The organism is [Rhizobium] kunmingense (assembly GCF_977018605.1).
This window is the reverse complement of sequence record NZ_CDRNXG010000001.1, coordinates 1,538,667-1,556,424: the sequence shown is the minus strand read 5'-3', so window position 1 is coordinate 1,556,424 and position 17,758 is coordinate 1,538,667. Positions and strand designations below refer to the sequence as shown.

12 protein-coding genes are annotated in these 17,758 nt (G+C 63.1%); 5 read left to right on the top strand and 7 right to left on the bottom strand.

Annotated features, from left to right (window positions below; genetic code table 11):
- Positions 1-85 precede the first annotated feature (85 nt).
- The 5 genes from AC0JZ4_RS07500 (at position 86) to AC0JZ4_RS07480 (ending at position 9,603) form a co-directional block, all read left to right on the top strand.
- Positions 86-346, top strand: coding sequence for a glycine zipper domain-containing protein (locus AC0JZ4_RS07500; protein ID WP_471885770.1), 261 nt, complete (start codon positions 86-88; stop codon positions 344-346).
- A 176-nt stretch (positions 347-522) separates the two neighbouring features.
- Entirely contained in the window at positions 523-2,448 is a 1,926-nt protein-coding gene (locus tag AC0JZ4_RS07495; RefSeq protein WP_471885769.1) for an autotransporter assembly complex protein TamA, read from the top strand.
- 16 nt (positions 2,449-2,464) lie between these two features.
- On the top strand, positions 2,465-6,961 hold the full coding sequence (locus AC0JZ4_RS07490; RefSeq protein ID WP_471885768.1) for a translocation/assembly module TamB domain-containing protein: 4,497 nt from the start codon (positions 2,465-2,467) through the stop codon (positions 6,959-6,961).
- 204 nt (positions 6,962-7,165) lie between these two features.
- Entirely contained in the window at positions 7,166-7,645 is a 480-nt protein-coding gene (locus tag AC0JZ4_RS07485; RefSeq protein ID WP_471887829.1) for a chemotaxis protein CheW, read from the top strand.
- Positions 7,646-7,881: 236 nt separating this feature from the next.
- Positions 7,882-9,603, top strand: a complete 1,722-nt coding sequence (locus AC0JZ4_RS07480) for a methyl-accepting chemotaxis protein (RefSeq protein ID WP_471887828.1) — start codon at positions 7,882-7,884, stop codon at positions 9,601-9,603.
- A gap of 47 nt (positions 9,604-9,650) precedes the next feature.
- Here AC0JZ4_RS07480 and AC0JZ4_RS07475 read toward each other — a convergent pair whose 3' ends face one another.
- The 7 genes from AC0JZ4_RS07475 to AC0JZ4_RS07445 all read right to left on the bottom strand — a co-directional run bounded on the left by AC0JZ4_RS07475 (position 9,651) and on the right by AC0JZ4_RS07445 (position 17,690).
- On the bottom strand, positions 9,651-10,697 hold the full coding sequence (locus AC0JZ4_RS07475) for an aldo/keto reductase (RefSeq protein WP_471885767.1): 1,047 nt from the start codon (positions 10,695-10,697) through the stop codon (positions 9,651-9,653).
- 166 nt (positions 10,698-10,863) lie between these two features.
- Positions 10,864-11,691, bottom strand: coding sequence for a formate dehydrogenase accessory sulfurtransferase FdhD (gene fdhD / locus AC0JZ4_RS07470; protein ID WP_471885766.1), 828 nt, complete (start codon positions 11,689-11,691; stop codon positions 10,864-10,866).
- A 124-nt stretch (positions 11,692-11,815) separates the two neighbouring features.
- Complete coding sequence (locus tag AC0JZ4_RS07465; RefSeq protein ID WP_471885765.1) at positions 11,816-12,712, bottom strand: LysR family transcriptional regulator; 897 nt, start codon at positions 12,710-12,712, stop codon at positions 11,816-11,818.
- Between the two features lie 143 nt (positions 12,713-12,855).
- Complete coding sequence (locus AC0JZ4_RS07460) at positions 12,856-13,788, bottom strand: L-lactate dehydrogenase (protein ID WP_471885764.1); 933 nt, start codon at positions 13,786-13,788, stop codon at positions 12,856-12,858.
- A gap of 71 nt (positions 13,789-13,859) precedes the next feature.
- On the bottom strand, positions 13,860-14,984 hold the full coding sequence (locus AC0JZ4_RS07455; RefSeq protein ID WP_471885763.1) for a mandelate racemase/muconate lactonizing enzyme family protein: 1,125 nt from the start codon (positions 14,982-14,984) through the stop codon (positions 13,860-13,862).
- Between the two features lie 5 nt (positions 14,985-14,989).
- Complete coding sequence (locus AC0JZ4_RS07450) at positions 14,990-16,489, bottom strand: aldehyde dehydrogenase (protein ID WP_471885762.1); 1,500 nt, start codon at positions 16,487-16,489, stop codon at positions 14,990-14,992.
- 13 nt (positions 16,490-16,502) lie between these two features.
- Positions 16,503-17,690 (bottom strand): iron-containing alcohol dehydrogenase, encoded by a 1,188-nt coding sequence (locus tag AC0JZ4_RS07445; protein WP_471885761.1) that lies wholly within the window; start codon positions 17,688-17,690, stop codon positions 16,503-16,505.
- Positions 17,691-17,758: the final 68 nt, after the last annotated feature.

Sequence of the window (17,758 nt, the reverse complement as noted above, 5' to 3'; positions counted from 1 at the left end):
CGGACCCGCAGCCTATTTTCCTGCTGGAAGCATCGAAGATTCGTCGTGGTGGCGCAGCAGGATGCGTTTTCAACGGGAGAAAACCATGAAGAAGGCAATAATGATCATGATGGTTGGCGCAGCTCTTGCCAGCTGCTCCGCCACCGAACGGGGTGCCGGCATCGGCGCGGCATCGGGCGCCGTGATCGGCGGCATCGCCACCGGCAATGTTCGCGGCGCAGCGGTTGGCGCTGCCGTCGGCGGTGTAGCGGGCGCGCTTATCGGCCGTGTGAACGAACAGCCGGGCCAGTGCTACTACCGCGACCGCTACGGCCGCCGCTATATCGACAATTGCCCGCGCGGCTAATTGATATAAGCTCACGTTTTCAAATATGTGGCCCCGAAGCCAGCTTCGGGGCCTTTTATTTCAACAAATCATCATACAGTCGAGATCAAGGGTACCCCTGCCGCCATTTTGCGGGTAGAGAGAATGGCGGAGCCTATGACGGGTAGGACGGAAAGCTGCGATACTTAAGTCTGCGTATGGAAAAGACAAAAGCGGGGAGGATGGGCAACTGGAGCAGCCGGCACAGCCTGGCATGCCTGCTCACGACGACTCTCGTCCTTTCCCCTTTGACCGCGACTGAAGCACACGCATTCAAACTCTTCGGCATCACTATTTTCGGCAGCGACGAGGAAACCGTCGAGGTTATCGATCCCGTTCGCTATGATGCGACGATCGAAACCGGCGAAGCCGACGGCAACCTCGCCGATCGGCTGGAATCCACCTCGGCGCTCGTCAGCGACAAGGATGAGCCGGTCTCCGGCGACCTCGGAATCGTCGTCAAGGCTCGCGAAGACCGCGACCGCCTGGTGGCGATCCTGTATGAAGAAGCCCGCTATGGCGGCATCGTCGACATTTCGATCGCCGGCACCCCGATTGACCGGCTTCCGCCCAACCCGACCTTCGATCATTCGGCCCCTGTGCCGGTCGCGATCAATGTCAGGCCAGGCCCGGAATTCAAGCTTGGCGCGATCCGCTTCGAAGGCGATGCGGCCGGACGCAATCCTGCCGACTACGATCTTGAGCCAGGCGGCAAGGCCGGATCGCTGGCGATCCTCAGAGCCGGCGAGAAGATCGTTCTGGACCTAAAGGAGGAAGGCCGCCCGCTCGCGCATCCGCTGCAGCGGCAGGTCACTGCCAACCACGCAAACCAGACGGTCGACGTCGTGCTTGGCGCCGTCGGCGGCCCCGTCGCGCCTTTTGGCACGGTGACCGTAAAAGGCGCCCGTACGGTCGATGCGGCCTTCATCGAGCGCTATTCGCGCCTCGACCGCCGCCAGCAATATTCGCCGACGCAGCTGAAAAAGGCATCCGAGCGTCTGCGCGAACTGGGCGTCTTCTCAAGCATCACAATCCAGGAGCCCGACGAACTTGCGCCCGATGGCTCTCTGCCGCTGATGATCGAGGTTTCCGAAGGCAAGCATCGCTATTTCGGCTTTGGCCTGGAATACGCCTCGACCGACGGCGCAGGCGTTCAGGGCTATTGGGGCCACCGCAACCTGTTCGGTGAAGCGGAATCGCTGCGCCTGGAGGGCGCCGTCTCAGGCATCGGCGCCACCACCGACGTGACCACCTTCGATTACTCCGCCGGCATCACCTTCACCAAGCCCGGCGCCTTCGTGCCGGAAGCAACGTTCATCTCCAAGCTGGAAGCCAAGAGCGAAAACCCGGACGATATCTACGAAGCCCAGTCCTTTACGTTTTCGGCCGGCTTTACCTACGAACTCAACGAGACCGACAAGGTCTCGGCCGGCGGCGAGATCGCCTATATCCATGCCAACGACGCCTTCGGCAACAACGATTACCTGACCGTCAGCCTGCCGCTCACCTACGAGCGCGACAAGCGTGACAACAAGCTCGACCCGACCGAAGGCTATTACGCGACGGCTGCCGTCAAGCCGAGCTACGAGGCGCTGAACAGCAATGTCTTCTCCTCGTTCGAAGGTTCGCTTGCCGGTTATTACGGTCTTGGCGCGGAAGACCGGATCGTGCTCGCCGCACGCGTTGCAGCAGGCAGCGTCGTCGGCACGGGTGACCTGCAGGACATTCCCGTCACCCGCCGCTTCTATCAGGGCGGCGGCGGCTCGGTGCGCGGTTATGGCTATCGCGAAATCTCGCCCTATAACGATAATGACGACGCGCTCGGTGGAAGATCATACGCCCTGGCCTCGTTCGAGACCCGCTTCAAGGTGACGGAAAGCATCGGCATCGTGCCATTTATCGATGTCGGAACAGTCACAACCGAAATCGTGCCCGATTTCTCTGATATTCGTGCTGGCGCAGGCATCGGACTAAGATATGCAACACCTTTCGGACCGATTCGTCTCGATTTCGCGGTACCGTTGAGGCCCTATGACGACAGCAATTCGTTCGCTATTTATGCTGGCATAGGCCAGGCTTTCTGAAGGACCGCAATCCAAAATGACTTTCCTCGTCCGCCTTTTGAAATGGACATTGAAGGCTGCCATCGCGGCAGTCGGCGTCCTTTTCGTCATGGCGCTTGGCGTTGTCCTTTTTGTCGCCTTCACATCGGCCGGCGGCAACATGGCGGCGACCCGTATTTCCTCACTCGTATCGACGCCGGATCGCGGCATTTCCTTCTCCAGGCCGGAAGGCCTGTTGACCGGCGACCTGCGCGTCGGCGCGCTGACACTGTCCGACAGCAAGGGCCCTTACGCCCAGGTCAACGGCATCGAGATCGACTGGTCACCGATGGCGCTGATCACCGGCGAGTTCCGCGCCGACCGCATCACCGCCGGCGCAATCGACGTGTATCGCGCGCCGGAGCCTGCAGAAGTGCAGGCGGCATCGACCGGCACATCGAACACCGGCTCTCCCTTGCCGATCGGCGTGCGCGTGGCGCAGCTCGACCTGCCGGACATCAATCTTGCGCAGGGCCTTTCCGGCCGCGATTTCGCGCTGGCGCTGAAAGGCTCGATCGATGCGACGGGGCCGAATATCGCGCTCGATCTGCAGGCGACCCGCAAGGATGAGCCGGATGCACGGGCGCTCGCCGATATCGTCTATGCCCCCTCGGAAAACCGCCTGACCCTGAAGGCGTCGGTCTCAGAACCGGAAGGTGGCCTTCTCGCCAACCTGTTGCGCCTGCCCGGCGCGCCGTCGGTGGAACTGGCGCTCGATGGCGAAGGTCCCTTGTCCAACTGGGCGGGACGGCTGACCGGTGAAGTGGCCGACAGCCCGGTGATTTCCGTCGACGGGCGGCATGTCCTGTCCGACAACGGCAGCCATCGTATCGAGGTCAAGGGCGGCGGCCAGCTGGCAACCCTCATGCCGCCGGCACTGCGCGCGCTTTTCGACGGCACGACCGATATCGACATCGCCGCAAATTATTCCCCTTCCGGCCGCGTCGATTTCCAGCGCGGCCAGCTCACCTCCGGCGCGGTGCGCCTTGCCGCCAAGGGCGCATGGGACCCGCAGGGCGACAACAGCCTGACAGCGAGCCTTGCCGGCACCAACGGCCCGGTGGACATCGCGTGGCCTATCAACGGCCAGCCGAGCCGCTTCTCCATCGAGACGCTGAACTTCACCCTCACCGGTGCCGCCGCCGCCGCACGCTTCAACGCAACGGCCGCCCTGCCCTTTGCCGAACTGCCGCAAGGCCGGTTCCGTCAGGTCAGGCTGCAGGCCGAAAGCGAGGATCTCAATCTCCTCGACCGGACCGGCAGCATCCGCAGCCGCCTGACGGTGAACGAACTCAATTTCGTCAATGCCGACCTCGCCCGCACGCTCCGCGGACCGATAACCCTCGACGCGCCTCTTCGACTGGCGCCGCCGGCAATCGGTCTCGATGCCGCAACCTTCGAAAGCGCAGGCTTCAACGGCACCGTCAGTGGCGCGTACGACACATCGAAACAGGCAATCCAGGGCAATTTCCGCCTCTCCGCCAATCCGAGCATCCTGCCCCCCGCAGTCGCCTCCCGCTTCGAGGGCGCGATTGCCGCCGAAGGCTATGTCGACGTCGTGCAGGGCGGCCGCATGAGCCTTGAGAACCTGGTGGTGAAGTCGAACGCCGTCGAAGCGCATGGCAATGCCGTGGTCGAAAACGGCAACGTCTCCGGCCGCATCGCCGGCCGCCTGCCCGATATCAAGCGTTGGCTGAAAGACGCCGAGGGGGCGGCCGGCTTCGACATCTCCGCCAAGGGCCCCCTGACCGGCGCCACCATCAGGGCTGTCGTCAATTCAGCCGAGGCGCGCCTCGTCGGCCGCAGGCTGGAAGACCTGAGCTTCGTTCTCGACGGCATCGCCAACCCGCAGGCGCCGCAAGGTCGCGTTGCGGTCAACGGGTCGCTCGACAGCAAGCCGATCCGCATCAATGCCGACCTCGCCTCGTCGAATGGCGAGACGCGCGCCCCGGCGATCAATGCCGAGATCGGCCCGAACCGGCTGAACGGGGCGTTGTCCTTCTCGCCCGACTTCACCCCCTCCGGCCAGATCGAATTCGACTTCCCGGACGTCGCACTCCTCGCAGCACTCGCCGCACAACAGGCGCAGGGAGATCTGCGCGGCTCCGTCGTATTCAACCGTCAGGGCGAAACGACCGGCGCGGTCATCAAGGCAAGCGGCTCGGCCATCCGCCAGGGCAATGCCGGCCTCGTCGAACCGAATATCGACCTGACCATTCCCGATATCAGGACGATTGCAGCCGAAGGCACGATCCGCGCCGCGCGGCTCGGCACCAATGCCATCTTCCTCGAAGGGCTGAATGTCGCGCTGAACCACAACGGCACCACCACATCGATCGCGCTCGACGCCCGTTATGACAATGCGCCGCTGACGACGCGGGCCACGATCGATACCGCGCAAGGGCTTGCCATCGGCCTCGACACATTCGAGGCAACCCCACGCAACATCCCGGTCCGTCTGGTCGATCCGACCCGTATCGTCATCGAGAACGGCGGCGCGCGTCTGTCCAACCTGACGCTCGCCACCGGCTCCGGCAGCGTCTCGGTCAACGGCACGGCAGGCTCGACGCTCGACCTCGCGGCAACCATCAAAGCGCTCCCGGCGAGCCTTCTCAACACCTTCCTGCCGGCGATCCACGCCGCCGGCAATATTTCCGGTACGATCAACGCCACGGGCACGAGTGCGGCACCGGCAATTCGCTACGATTTGGAATGGAGTGATGCCCAGCTTCGCCAGATGCGCGATGCTGGCATCAGTCCGTTTCGCATCAATGCGACCGGCACCTTCGCAGATGGCGCGGTTACACTGGAGGAAACCCGCGTTTCCGGCGGCGGCGGCCTTGAGATCACCGCGGATGGCCGTGTTCTGCTGAACGACAACGGCGGCCCGGCACTTAACGTCAATGCCCGCGCCCGGTCAGTTCCGGCAGCGATCGCCAACGCTTTCGTACCCAACCTCGGCGCCCAGGGCATTATCTCCGGCACGGTGACGGCCACCGGCACGCCGCAGGCACCCGCGGTCCGTTACGACCTGCGCTGGGATGGCGCCGCCATCAGCCAGACGACCGGCGCAGGCGTCGCGGCCGTCGACATCACGGCGACCGGCAGCTTCCAGGACAACCGCGTCACCGTCGACACCAGACTATCCGGCGGCGGCGGCATTGCCCTTTCCGGCGGCGGCTCGGCCGTGATCAACGGTGATCGCCCACTCGATCTGAAATTCTCCGGCAACGTCCCCTTCTCGATCCTCGCCGGCCAGCTGGCGGCCCAGGGCTTCGTGATGGAAGGCACCGGCAATGTCGATATCGCGGTCAGCGGCCCGGCCACTTCTCCTGCCATCACCGGCACGCTGACGACATCCGGCTCGCGCCTCATCGATGTGCGCCGCAACCTCGCCATCTCGGCGCTGACGGCCAATATTGCACTCGACGGGCGCACCGCGCGGCTCTCCAACATCTCCGGCACGCTTTCGGGCGGCGGGCGCGTTTCGATCGACGGCACGGTCGGCATCGAACCCGGCTCCGGCTTCCCGGCCGACATCACCGTCAGGCTGGATCAGGCAAGCTATGCCGACGGCAGCCTGTTTGCCGTCACCGCCGACGGCACGTTGACGCTACAGGGTCCGGTAATGTCCGGCCCCATGCTCGGCGGCGAGATCGTGCTGACCAAGGCATCCATCACCGTTCCGGCCAAACTGCCCACCTCGCTGCGCTCGATCGACATCCGTCACCGCAATGCGCCGGCAGACGTGCTGCGCCAAATGGAAGAGATCCGCCCTAAACAGGCATCCGGCAGCTCCAACCCGATCCAGCTCAACCTGCGCGTCCGCGCCCCGAACGGCATTTTCGTTCGCGGTCGCGGCATCGATGCCGAGCTTGGCGGCGAACTTGCAGTTGCCGGAACTGCCGTTGCGCCTCAGGTTTCCGGCGGCTTCGAAATGCGCCGCGGCCGCATCATTATCCTCACCAAGCGTCTCGACTTCACCAATGGCGACATCACCTTCGGCGGCGGCCTGATCCCGGTTCTCAACATGTCGGCCGATACGACCTCGGGCACGACGACGATCACCGTCGGCGTCACCGGCATGGCGGATGACCCGACGATCGGATTTACCTCCTCGCCGTCCCTGCCGCAGGACGAAGTTCTGGCCCAGCTCATCTTCGGCCAGTCCATGTCGCGCCTTTCGCCGTTGCAGATCGCCCAGCTTGCCGACGCGGTCAGCCAGCTTGCCGGCGGCGGTTCCACCTCGCTGCTGCAGACGCTGCGCAGCAATCTCGGCGTCGACGATCTCGATGTCAGCACCGATGCCACCGGCCAGACGACCGTTTCCGTCGGCCGCTACATCAACAACCGCACCTACCTGCAGGTCGAACAGGGCGGTGAGGGCGGCGCCGAAGCGACGATCAATCTCGATGTCGGTCGCGGCGTGAAGCTGAAGGCCGGCGCCGGCACGGAAGGCGGCAAGGCCGGCATCTTCTACGAACGCGAGTATTGATCCGCCGACTTCCGCCTGAATGATTGCCTGCCGCAGTATTTTCCGTCGGCAAACGCGGAACGCATTTAGGTTTGAGCAATAATCCTTGCCTATCATGACCATGCGCGATCTGATTCTGGCCATGCGGCGGCACCGGAACGCGACGTGACGAGATGTATTTCTGCAGCTGTCGCGCGGGCAACGGAACTTGGGGCAAAGGCTGTGATGGCGACACCGATCAACTCGACAATCTATAGCGGCGAAGTGCTGGAAATCATCGCGTTCCGCCTTCACGATCAGGAATTCTGCGTCAAGACGACGACGATCCGCGAAATCCGCGGATGGGCGCCCTCGACGCCGCTTCCGCACGCACCGAAGGACGTCATCGGCGTCATGAACCTGCGCGGCTCGGTCATTCCGATCATCGATCTGGCCTACAAGCTGGGCATGAAGAGCACGGTCGCCAACGAGCGCAGCGCCATCGTCGTTGCCGAAGTCCACAACATGGTCATCGGCATGCTGGTCGACCGCGTGTCGGACATCCTGACGATTCCGTCGAGCCAGGTTCAGCCGGTTCCGGAAGTATCCGCCTCCTTCGACAAGTCCTTCTCCGAAGGCATCATCGCCAACGAGGCAGGCATGATCTGCTTCCTCAATCTCTCCAAGATGTTCAAGGGCGCAGACCTGGAAGATCTCGCGGCATAACACGCCGAAAGCCGATTTGAACGATGAAGGGCCGCGCGAGTGGCCCTTTTTCTTTATCGACGAATAATTGCACTTTGAATAAAGATCGCATTAATTTTTTAATGTCCTAATATAAATGGAAGTTGAGCACTTTAGCGAGTGCGTACATGACTTCCTGAAAAATGGCAGTAACCCCACCGGTTACGTCTGAGGGACATTCCATGCTGGGACTGGGCAAGGCGGCAAGTGCAACGGATATGCTGGCCGCCATATCGAAATCACAGGCAGTCATAGAATTCGATCTAACGGGCGTGATTCTCAACGCCAATGAGAATTTCTGCGAAGCGCTCGGTTATTCACTTGCCGAGATCAAGGGCAAGCATCACCGCATGTTCTGCGAAGCGGACTATACCGCATCGGCCGAGTACAAGGCCTTCTGGGCCAATCTCGCCGCCGGAAAGTTCGATGCGCAGGAATACAAGCGCATCACCAAGTCGGGTAAGGAGATCTGGATACAGGCTTCCTACAACCCGGTGTCGCGCGGCGGCAAGCCTTACAAGGTGGTGAAGCTGGCCACCGACATCACCGCCGCCAAGATCAAGGCAACGGAAGATGCGGCGAAACTTTCGGCCATCAGCCGCTCGCAGGCCGTGATCGAGTTTCTGCCCGATGGCACCATCCTTCAGGCCAACGACAATTTCTGCGCCGGCCTCGGCTACGACCCCTCGGAGATCAAGGGGAGGCACCATCGGATGTTCTGCGATCCGGCCTATGCGGCCACAGTGGAATATGCCGACTTCTGGAAACGGCTTGCCGCCGGTGAATTCATCGCCGACGAATTCGTCCGCTTCGGCAAGGGCGGCAAGGAAATCTGGATCCAGGCCGCCTATAACCCGATCACCGACATGAACGGCAAGGTCACCAAAGTGGTGAAATTCGCCACCGACGTGACCCCGCGCATGAGTGCCATCGCGCTGCTCGGCAAGGGCCTGCGCGACTTGTCCGACGGCAAGCTCGACCAGCAGATCGACACCCGCTTCGTGCCGAGCATGGAAGGCACCCGACAGGATTTCAACGCGGTGGCCGACAAGCTCAAGGAGGCGATGAAGGTCGTCGCCCAGAACGCGTCCGGCATTGCCTCGGCATCGAGCGAGATCCGCGACGCTTCGCAGGAGCTTGCCAAGCGCACCGAGCAGCAGGCGGCCTCGCTGGAGGAGGCGGCAGCGGCACTCGAACAGATCACCCGCACCGTCGGCGACAGCAGCCACCGGGCGGAGGAAGCGGGACGGCTCGTTACCACGACACGGCAGAATGCCGAACAGTCGGGCCTCGTCGTCGAACAGGCGATTTCCGCCATGGACGGCATTTCCAGATCGTCGAACGAGATCACCAATATCATCGGCGTCATCGATGACATCGCCTTCCAGACCAACCTTCTGGCGCTGAATGCAGGCGTCGAGGCAGCCCGTGCCGGTGAAGCCGGCAAGGGCTTTGCGGTCGTCGCTCAGGAAGTCCGCGAACTGGCCCAGCGCTCGGCCAAGGCTGCCAAGGAGATCAAGACTCTGATCAACACGTCGAGCCAGCAGGTGACCGGCGGCGTCGAGCTTGTCGGCCGCACCGGCTCGTCACTGCGCGATATCCTCACCCAGGTCGGCAGTATCCACGACAACATATCGGCGATCGTCGAGGCCTCGCGCGAACAGGCGGCGAGCCTGCGCGAAATCAGCCAGGCGGTGAACCATATGGACCAGGCGACCCAGCAGAATGCCGCGATGGTGGAAGAGACGACGGCGGCCAGCCACTCGCTCGCCAACGAGGCGGAAAGCCTGCGCGGCCTTCTCGCCCAGTTCGACATCGGCAACGGCACCGGCAGGACACCGACCTATCGCCCGGCACCTCAACAGGTTGCGGTCAACACCGCACCGCTGCGGGCAGCCCATGCCAATCTCAAACAGGCGGTCGGCTGGGAAGACTTCTGAAAGAAGGGGCCGGGCGGCGGATCATCTCCGCCGCCCGGCAATATCGATCAGGACGGCTCGAACGGCGCAGGCCGGCGACCGGCCCCCTGACGCTCGAGCATCCAGCCCGGATATTCCGGCGAAAGCGCGCTCACCTCATCCAGCCGCGCCATGTCGTCTGCATCGAGATGCAGGCCGACAGCCTTGAGATTATCCTCCAGCTGCTCGATCCGCCTGGCACCGATGATGACGCTCATGACGAAGGGCTTTTGAAGGATATAGGCAAGCGCCACCGAGGCGACGCTGGCCTCATGCTTGGCGGCAATCTCGCGCATGGCGGCAACGCAGGCCCAGGCGCGATAGGTATCGACCGGCGGAAAGTCGAACTCCTGCCGGCGCCCCTCGCCATTGCCCGGCGCGCCGGGGCCATACTTGCCCGACAGCAAACCGCCGGCAAGCGGCGACCACACCATCAGCCCGAGCTTTTCCTCCTGCATGACCGGCACGATCTCACGCTCCAGGTCACGGCCGGCGATGGAGTAATAGGCCTGCACCGTCTCGAACCGGGCAAAGCCGCGACGCTCCGATATGCCGAGCGCCTTGGCGATCCGCCATGCCGCCCAGTTGGAAAGACCGATATAGCGAACGAGCCCGCGTGACACGAGGTCGTCGAGCGCCCGAAGCGTCTCCTCGATCGGCGTGACCGTATCGGTCCCGTGGATCTGGTAGAGGTCGATATAGTCGAGCTGCATCCGCTCGAGGCTCTGCTCGACCGAATCCATGATATGCCCGCGCGAGGCACCGCGATCGTTTGGCCCGTCACCCGTTTGCCCGAGAAATTTCGTCGCGATCACCAGATCCTTACGCGCCACGCCGACATTGCGGATCGCCTGGCCGAGAATGCGCTCCGAATTGCCCGAGGAATAGACATCGGCCGTATCGATGAAATTGACCCCGGCCTTGATGGACCTGTCGAGAATGGCATCGGCCGCATCCTGATCGACGCCAGCGATCTTGCCCCATAACGAGGTCCCGCCCGCCTCACCGAATGTCATCGTGCCGAGGCACAGTTCGGAGACGAACAGGCCGGTATTGCCCAATTGATTGTATCGCATGAGATGCTCCATCCAGGGAGAAATGATGTGTGATGAGATGGATAAATGGGTACCCGGCCACGGCATGAGCCGCCGCAACCCGAAAGGCACGACACATCATTAGCCCAGCGCCGCGCGCTTGGCAATATAATCGGAGGCTCCTCCGATTAATATTTTTCCGGCACCCTCAGGCGACGTCGGCGTCGGGACCGATCTCGATCCGCTCCGGCCGGGTGAAGATCTCGAAATCATCGCCCCGCGTCAACGCCACCAGCGTCATGCCGGCCTCTTCCGCCGTGCGGATCGCCAGCGCGGTGGGCGCCGAGATCGCAACCAGCGTCGAGGCGCCGAGGATGGCCGTCTTCTGGACCATCTCGACGGAGATGCGGCTGGTGACCGCAACTATACCCTCACGTCCCGCCCGCCCCTTGCGGATCACCGCACCCGAGAGCTTGTCGAGCGCGTTGTGACGCCCGACATCCTCGCGCACGGCAATCAGCCCCTCACCGGGAATGAAGAAGCCGGCACCGTGAACGGCACGGGTCTGCGCGTGCAGCGGCTGGGCATCGTTGAGCGCAGCGATCGCGCCGGTGATGTCCTCGGGAGAAAGACGCATGCCGACATGGGAAACGTCGGGCACGACGCGCATTGCCTGCTCGATGGACTCGATGCCGCACAACCCGCACCCGACCGGGCCGGCCATATGCCGCCGGCGGGCGCGAAGCGCATCTTCCTTGTCCTCGGCAAGGCGCACCTGCACGTCGAGGCCCTGATCCCCCTCCAGAACCGAAATGTCCTCGATCTCGGCCATGGAGGAGATGATGCCCTCGGTCAGGCTGAAGCCGACGGCGAAATCCTCCAGATCGGCCGGCGTGCCCATCATCACCGCATGGCTGGAGCCGCCATAGGAAAAGGCGATAGCCACCTCTTCCGGCACCATGCGCGTGGCAGTTCTCACGACGCCGTTGCGGCGGATGATTTCCTCGGCGACTGCCGTCGTCTTGAAGCCGGACATCGGCTCTCCTTGCCTGATCGAAGGTGTATTCAACAACTCATGTAGTGGCCCGGACGACGATTGCCCAGTGCTCAAATGATCGGGCCGAAATCGCCAGGATAGGCGCCGACCGCGACTATCCAGACTACCCCCGGGCCGTATCCATCCCCAGGCTTCTGGCCTCGTGCAGCAGGGCCGAGACGAGCGGCGTGAACGGCTCGCGATGGTAGGCGACGAGACCGACCGTATGCCGCACTTCCGGCTCGACGATCGGGATCATGCGGACGCTCGGGGCAAAGCCGAAGGATTTGGAAAGGCTGCGAGGCATGATGCTGCACAGCTTGCCGGTGACCACATAGGAGAGCAGTGCCACGATCGAGCTGGATTCCACCGCCGGGATGATGGTGACCCCCGCATTGGCCAGCTGCTGGTTGATGATGCGGCGGTTCTGCATGTCCGGCGTCAGCAGGCCGAGACGGATATCCGCCAGCTCCGACCAGCGGATCGTCTCTCGGTCGGCATGGGGCGAGCCTTCGACGGTGACGAGCGTGTAATCCTCCTCATAGAGCGGTACGCTGGTAACCCGGCCGAGCGGCTCGTTGTTGAGATAGGTGATGCCGGCATCGATCTCGAAACTGTCGAGCTGCGCCAGGATCTGCAGCGATGTGCGCGACACGATGGAAAAAGTCACGTCGGGATGCGCTTCCTGGAACGGCGCCGTCAACAGCGGCACCATGGCGAGCGCGGTGGGGATGACGGCAAGCTTCACATGCCCTGTCAGGCCCTTACGGGCCGCCCGCATCTCTTCCCGCATCGTGCGGGTATCACCGACGATGCGCTTGGCCCATTCCAGCACCCGCTGCCCCTCGGGCGTCAACCCCTGATAGCGCGAACCGCGCACGACGAGCTGCACACCGAGCTGTTCTTCCAGATGCCGGATGGCGGCGGAAAGCGAAGGCTGCGCGACCCCGCATTCCTCGGCTGCTCGACCGAAATGCCCGGCGCGTGCCAGAACGATGAAGAATTCGAGCTTGTCGATCATGCGGAAGCCTGCGGGGATCACGGAAAGGAATGCCGCCGACCGAGTGTCCGGCGGGCGGCATCCTATAACCCGCGACGAGTTGTCGCACAAATCCTTAAGTGGCAAATCCGGCCGAATGCAGCCGAAAATCAAGGACCGGAAAATCAGAGGCCAAGGGAGCTGGAAAGGTCCTTGAGTATGCCGACACTGCGGGCAAGCGCGGCGCTCTCTTCATCATCGAGATCCGGCAGCAGATCCGCGGTGACACCACGGGCGCCAACGACCCGCGGCAGAGACAGCGTGACATTGTCGATGCCGGCGACGTGGTCGGTCAGGATGGAGACAGACAGGACCGAGCCTTCGTCGCGTGCGATCGCCCTGACGATGCGGGCAATACCGGCACCAATGCCATAATAGGTCGCCCCCTTGCCCTCGATGATCTTGTAGGCGGCATTGCGCACGTCATGATTGATCGCCTTGCGCACCTCTTGCGTAATCGGCCGGCCGAGCTGGCTGGCGAACGAGATGAGGTCCGCCGACCCGGCCATCGCCCCCGACCATGCGAGAACTTCACTATCGCCATGTTCACCGATGACGAAGGCGGGGATGGACTGCGGCGCGATCCGCATGTGGCGGGCAAGCAGGCTGCGAAACCGCGCCGTATCGAGGATCGTGCCGGAGCCGATCACCCGCTCCTTCGACAAACCGGAGATATTCGTGGCGATATGGGTGATGATGTCGACCGGATTGGCCGCGACAAGCAGGATCGGATCCGGCACGACGGCCAGGATCTTCCCGACGATCTCGCGGATGACGACAGCATTGCGCTCCAGAAGCTCGATGCGCGTCTCGCCCTGCTTCTGACTGACGCCGGCCGACAGGACGACGATGCCGGCGCCTTCCAGATCGGCATATCCGCCGGCCCTGACCCGCGTTGCGGACATGAACGGCACGGCGTGGGAAATATCCTCCGCCTGGGCGACGGCCAAAGCCTCGTTGCGATCGACGAACACGATTTCAGTGGCATAGCCGGCTATCGCCAACGCAAAGCCCGCCGAACTGCCCACCATGCCCGCACCGACAATCCCGATCTTCATGGCAAATCGCTCCGTGAAAGCTGGGAGGATAGCAGGTCGTGCGTAGCCCGCCATGACGAAATCCGGTGAAATCAGCCGATCCGTGTGGCCTTCAGTCGCGCTTCGTCCAGCGCCACGCCGAGGCCGGGCGTCTCGCCCAGTTCCAGCCAGCCATTGCTATGCGCAAGCGGCGATGCCATCGGATAATCCCGACGCGCCTCGCTCCATTCGGGATTGTCGTAAGGGTATTCGAGAAAGGGAGCGTCACCGACGCCGGCGGTCAGATGGGCGTTGGCGAGCACGCCGATCCCGTTCGTCCAGCTATGCGGCGTGAACGTGACACCCGCCTCCCGCGCCTGATATACAAGGCGGCGGCATCCGGTAATGCCGCCGACCAGCGCCACATCCGGCTGGATGACGTCGAAGGCGCGCTCCTCGATGATGTCGCGGAACTCGTAAAGTTCGCGTGTCATCTCGCCGCCGGCGATCCTGACCGACGTTGCGTCCTTCAGCGCCTTCATGCCCTTGCGGTCGGAGCGATGCAGCGGTTCCTCCATCCAGAAGATATCGAGACGTTCCAGTTCCTTCGCCACGGCAAGCGCATCCTTGAAGGTCCAGGCGAGCGTCGTGTCCCAAGGCATGCGCCAGCCCTGGTTACAGTCGACCATCAGTGCCAGGCGGTCTCCGACCCGAGCCCGGATCGCCTCCAGCGCCTTGACGTCATCACGCCAGCCGGATCGACCGCCGGCCGAGGAGGAAAAGCGCACCTTCATCGCCGCAAACCCCTCGTCGATGTAGCGTTCCGCCTGATCGGCCATGGCCGGAGCATCCCGCAGGACACCGGACGATGCATAGAGACGCACCCTGTCCGAGCGCCCGCCGAGCATCCGCCAGACCGGCTCGCCGGTTATCTTGCCGGAAAGATCCCAGAGCGCCAGGTCCATCGGCCAGCAGCGGCCATAGTGAAAGTTGATATGCGAGAGCACTTCGTAATGCCGTTCCAGATGGCGCGGATCGTGGCCGATGAACAGGTCCTCGTGACCTTCGAAACCCTTCATCAGATCGCCGGACCCGATCCCCTCCCGCCCCTCGTCATCCCTGACCCGCACGATCGTCGCATCGAAATGCTGTCGCGGCCGGCCGTCCCAGCTCGCCTTGAACGGCGGATCCAGAGGAAGACGATGGTAAGTGATCTCGATGGATGTGATCTTGCTCATGACATTCACCCGAACTGCTGCCAGATGGTCTTGTAGTCGCAATACTTGTCCACCGCATGGACGGACCGGTCGCGGCCGAAACCGGATTGCTTGAAGCCGCCGAACGGGGTGGAAAAATTCGCCATGTCATAGGTGTTGATCCACACCGTGCCCGCATGAAGGGCTTCGGAAAAGCGGTGCGCGCGGTCCATGTCTCGGGTAAAGACCGCCCCCGCCAGCCCGTAGATCGTGTCATTGGCCATGCGCAGGGCTTCCTCCTCCGTATCGAAGGGAATTGCGGCCAGCACCGGACCGAAGATTTCCTGGCGCGCCAGGCTCATGTCGTTGGTCATGTCGACGAACACACCCGGCGAGACATAGTAGCCGCCCGTCTCGGACAGAACCTGCTCGGCACCGAACACGCGTCTGGCGCCCTCGCTCTCCCCGTCGGCGATCATGCCGAGCACTTTCGTCATATGCGCCTCCTCGATCAACGCGCCGATCTGCGCCTCAGGCTCGAACGGATGCGCCAGCACGATATCGCGTCGGGTTACCGCCTCGATCCTTTCGATCAGAGCATCCTGAACCGAGCGCTGCACGAGAAGCCGCGTAGAGGCGTGGCAGGTTTCGCCCGAATTGTAGAAACAGCCCCAGGCAACGGCAGATGCAGCCGCATCGAGATCGGCATCGGCGAACACGACGAGCGGCGACTTGCCGCCGAGTTCCAGCGCCACGCGCTTGACGTTCGATTGTGCCGCATATCCCATGATCAGCTTGCCGACCTCGGTGGAGCCGGTGAAGGCGATCATGTCGACATCCATGTGCAGCGCCAGCGGCTTTCCCGCCTCCTCGCCGTAGCCGGTAACGACATTGAACACGCCAGCCGGAAGTCCCGCCTCGATGGCCAGCGCCGCAAGCCGGATCGCCGAGAGCGATGATTGCTCTGCCGGCTTCAGCACCACGGAGTTTCCGGCGGCAATGGCCGGGCCGAGCTTCCACGCATCGATGATCAGCGGATAATTCCACGGCGTGATCGCGCCGATGACGCCGAGCGGCACCTTGCGCACCAGTGCGCGCGCATTCGGCCCGGTCGGCGCGACCTCGTCATACATCTTGTCGATCATCTCGCCGTAGAACTGGATGCCATCGGCGCAGAGCCTGACATCGACATTCAGCGAAGCGAGAACCGGCTTGCCGACATCGAGCGTTTCGAGAAGCGCGAGTTCCTCGGCATGGACGCGGATCAGCTCCGCCCATTTGAGCATGATCTTCTTCTTCTCGAGCGGTTCCCGTCTTCGCCAGATGCCGCTTTCGAATGCCGATCGCGCAGATGCGACGGCCAGGTCGATATCGGCCTGCCCACCCCGAGCAAGCTGCGGCCCCGGCTGTCCGTCCATCGGCCGGTCGCGCCCGAAGGTCTGGCCGGAAACGGCATCGCGGTACCCGCCATCGATGAAGTGACGGCCCTCGGGTGCAATAGCAGTAAGTGCCGCCTCCCAATAGTCGCGGCTATAGGTCCTGGTCATCGCACACCCCTCTTCAAAGCGTCTTCGGCAAAGCCATGATCGTTCCGGCGAAGCACTCGATATCGGCATCGGAAATCTCGCGTATGCAGGAGCGGCGCATCGGCTGGTTTTCCGGCGCGCGCATCTCAGCGGCAAGATCCTGCGCACCAAAAGCCGCAAACGCCGGAGGCAAGGCACGCCGGACGTCGCAGCGATCCATCAGCCCGCTGACGTAACCCGGCAGCGCCGACGCAGCGCCAAGCCCGACGGCGCGCGCCGCCTCGTTGAGATCGGCCGTATCCGCCTCCACCAGCCATTCGAGCGTCGCCTCGAAGCCGAGCGCGGTGGCAAGGCCGTGATGAACCGGCGCAAGTCCTGCGAGCGCATGGCTGATATTGTGGGCGACAGACGTGCCGCAATTGTCGATGGCGATACCGGCATAGCAGGAGCCGAGCAGGACATTGCCCCGCGCCTCTATATTGTCGGGTGATCGGACTGCCGCCTCAAGCGCGCCTGCGACCAGCCGCATTGCCTCGTGCGCGTAGAGTTTTGCCCCGGCATGGGCATTGCGGTTGGTCGCGGCCTCGAAGGCGTGAATGAAGGCATCCATGCCGCACCAGGCGGTCAGCTGCGGCGGAAGCGTGATCGTCAGCTCGGGATCGAGGATCACCAGATCCGCCTTTGTCTCCGGTCCCCAGATCCAGAGCTTCTTACCTTCCGGCCCGGTGAATATGTTGGTGGCGGATGTCTCGGACCCCGTACCGGCCGTGGTCGGAACCATGATCTTTCGCAGCGGCCGATCTGGCAGCGGATTGGCCGCCAGCGCGTAAAACATCGGATCCTCGCCGGAGGCGGCACAGCACGCCGCCACCTTGGCGATATCGAGCGCCGAACCGCCGCCGACGCCGATCACCATGTCGGCGTCGACCGCCATGCGGCTCGCCGCCCGCAAATGCGCAAGTTTCGGCTCGCCGGAAAAATCGGCATAGACGACGGCCCCGATACCCCTCTGCCCAAGCGCCTCGGTGATCTGCGCCCCCATGCCGGATCGGGCGAGGAAGGCATCCATGACGATCAGCACATCGGAAATCTCATCGAAGCTGCGGACCGCATTGGCGAGACTGTTCGATAAACCGGGGCCGAACTCGATTTGCGGAATGGAGGAGGTCGCGAATTTCAAGACAGCACCACCGGATGAGAGGTCGATGCGCACAGTCTGCATCACAATCTCAGCGCTTCAAATCCATCGAAATATCGGCATAGTTGATAACATCAGATCATGGAGAGCCC

Excerpts from the sequence above, each read along its gene's own strand:
- AC0JZ4_RS07500 (WP_471885770.1), top strand. The coding sequence starts at position 86 with ATGAAGAAGGCAATAATGATCATGATGGTTGGCGCAGCTCTTGCCAGC.
- AC0JZ4_RS07495 (WP_471885769.1), top strand. The coding sequence starts at position 523 with ATGGAAAAGACAAAAGCGGGGAGGATGGGCAACTGGAGCAGCCGGCAC.
- AC0JZ4_RS07490 (WP_471885768.1), top strand. The coding sequence starts at position 2,465 with ATGACTTTCCTCGTCCGCCTTTTGAAATGGACATTGAAGGCTGCCATC.
- AC0JZ4_RS07485 (WP_471887829.1), top strand. The coding sequence starts at position 7,166 with ATGGCGACACCGATCAACTCGACAATCTATAGCGGCGAAGTGCTGGAA.
- AC0JZ4_RS07480 (WP_471887828.1), top strand. The coding sequence starts at position 7,882 with ATGCTGGCCGCCATATCGAAATCACAGGCAGTCATAGAATTCGATCTA.
- AC0JZ4_RS07475 (WP_471885767.1), bottom strand. The coding sequence starts at position 10,697 with ATGCGATACAATCAATTGGGCAATACCGGCCTGTTCGTCTCCGAACTG.
- fdhD (WP_471885766.1), bottom strand. The coding sequence starts at position 11,691 with ATGTCCGGCTTCAAGACGACGGCAGTCGCCGAGGAAATCATCCGCCGC.
- AC0JZ4_RS07465 (WP_471885765.1), bottom strand. The coding sequence starts at position 12,712 with ATGATCGACAAGCTCGAATTCTTCATCGTTCTGGCACGCGCCGGGCAT.
- AC0JZ4_RS07460 (WP_471885764.1), bottom strand. The coding sequence starts at position 13,788 with ATGAAGATCGGGATTGTCGGTGCGGGCATGGTGGGCAGTTCGGCGGGC.
- AC0JZ4_RS07455 (WP_471885763.1), bottom strand. The coding sequence starts at position 14,984 with ATGAGCAAGATCACATCCATCGAGATCACTTACCATCGTCTTCCTCTG.
- AC0JZ4_RS07450 (WP_471885762.1), bottom strand. The coding sequence starts at position 16,489 with ATGACCAGGACCTATAGCCGCGACTATTGGGAGGCGGCACTTACTGCT.
- AC0JZ4_RS07445 (WP_471885761.1), bottom strand. The coding sequence starts at position 17,690 with ATGCAGACTGTGCGCATCGACCTCTCATCCGGTGGTGCTGTCTTGAAA.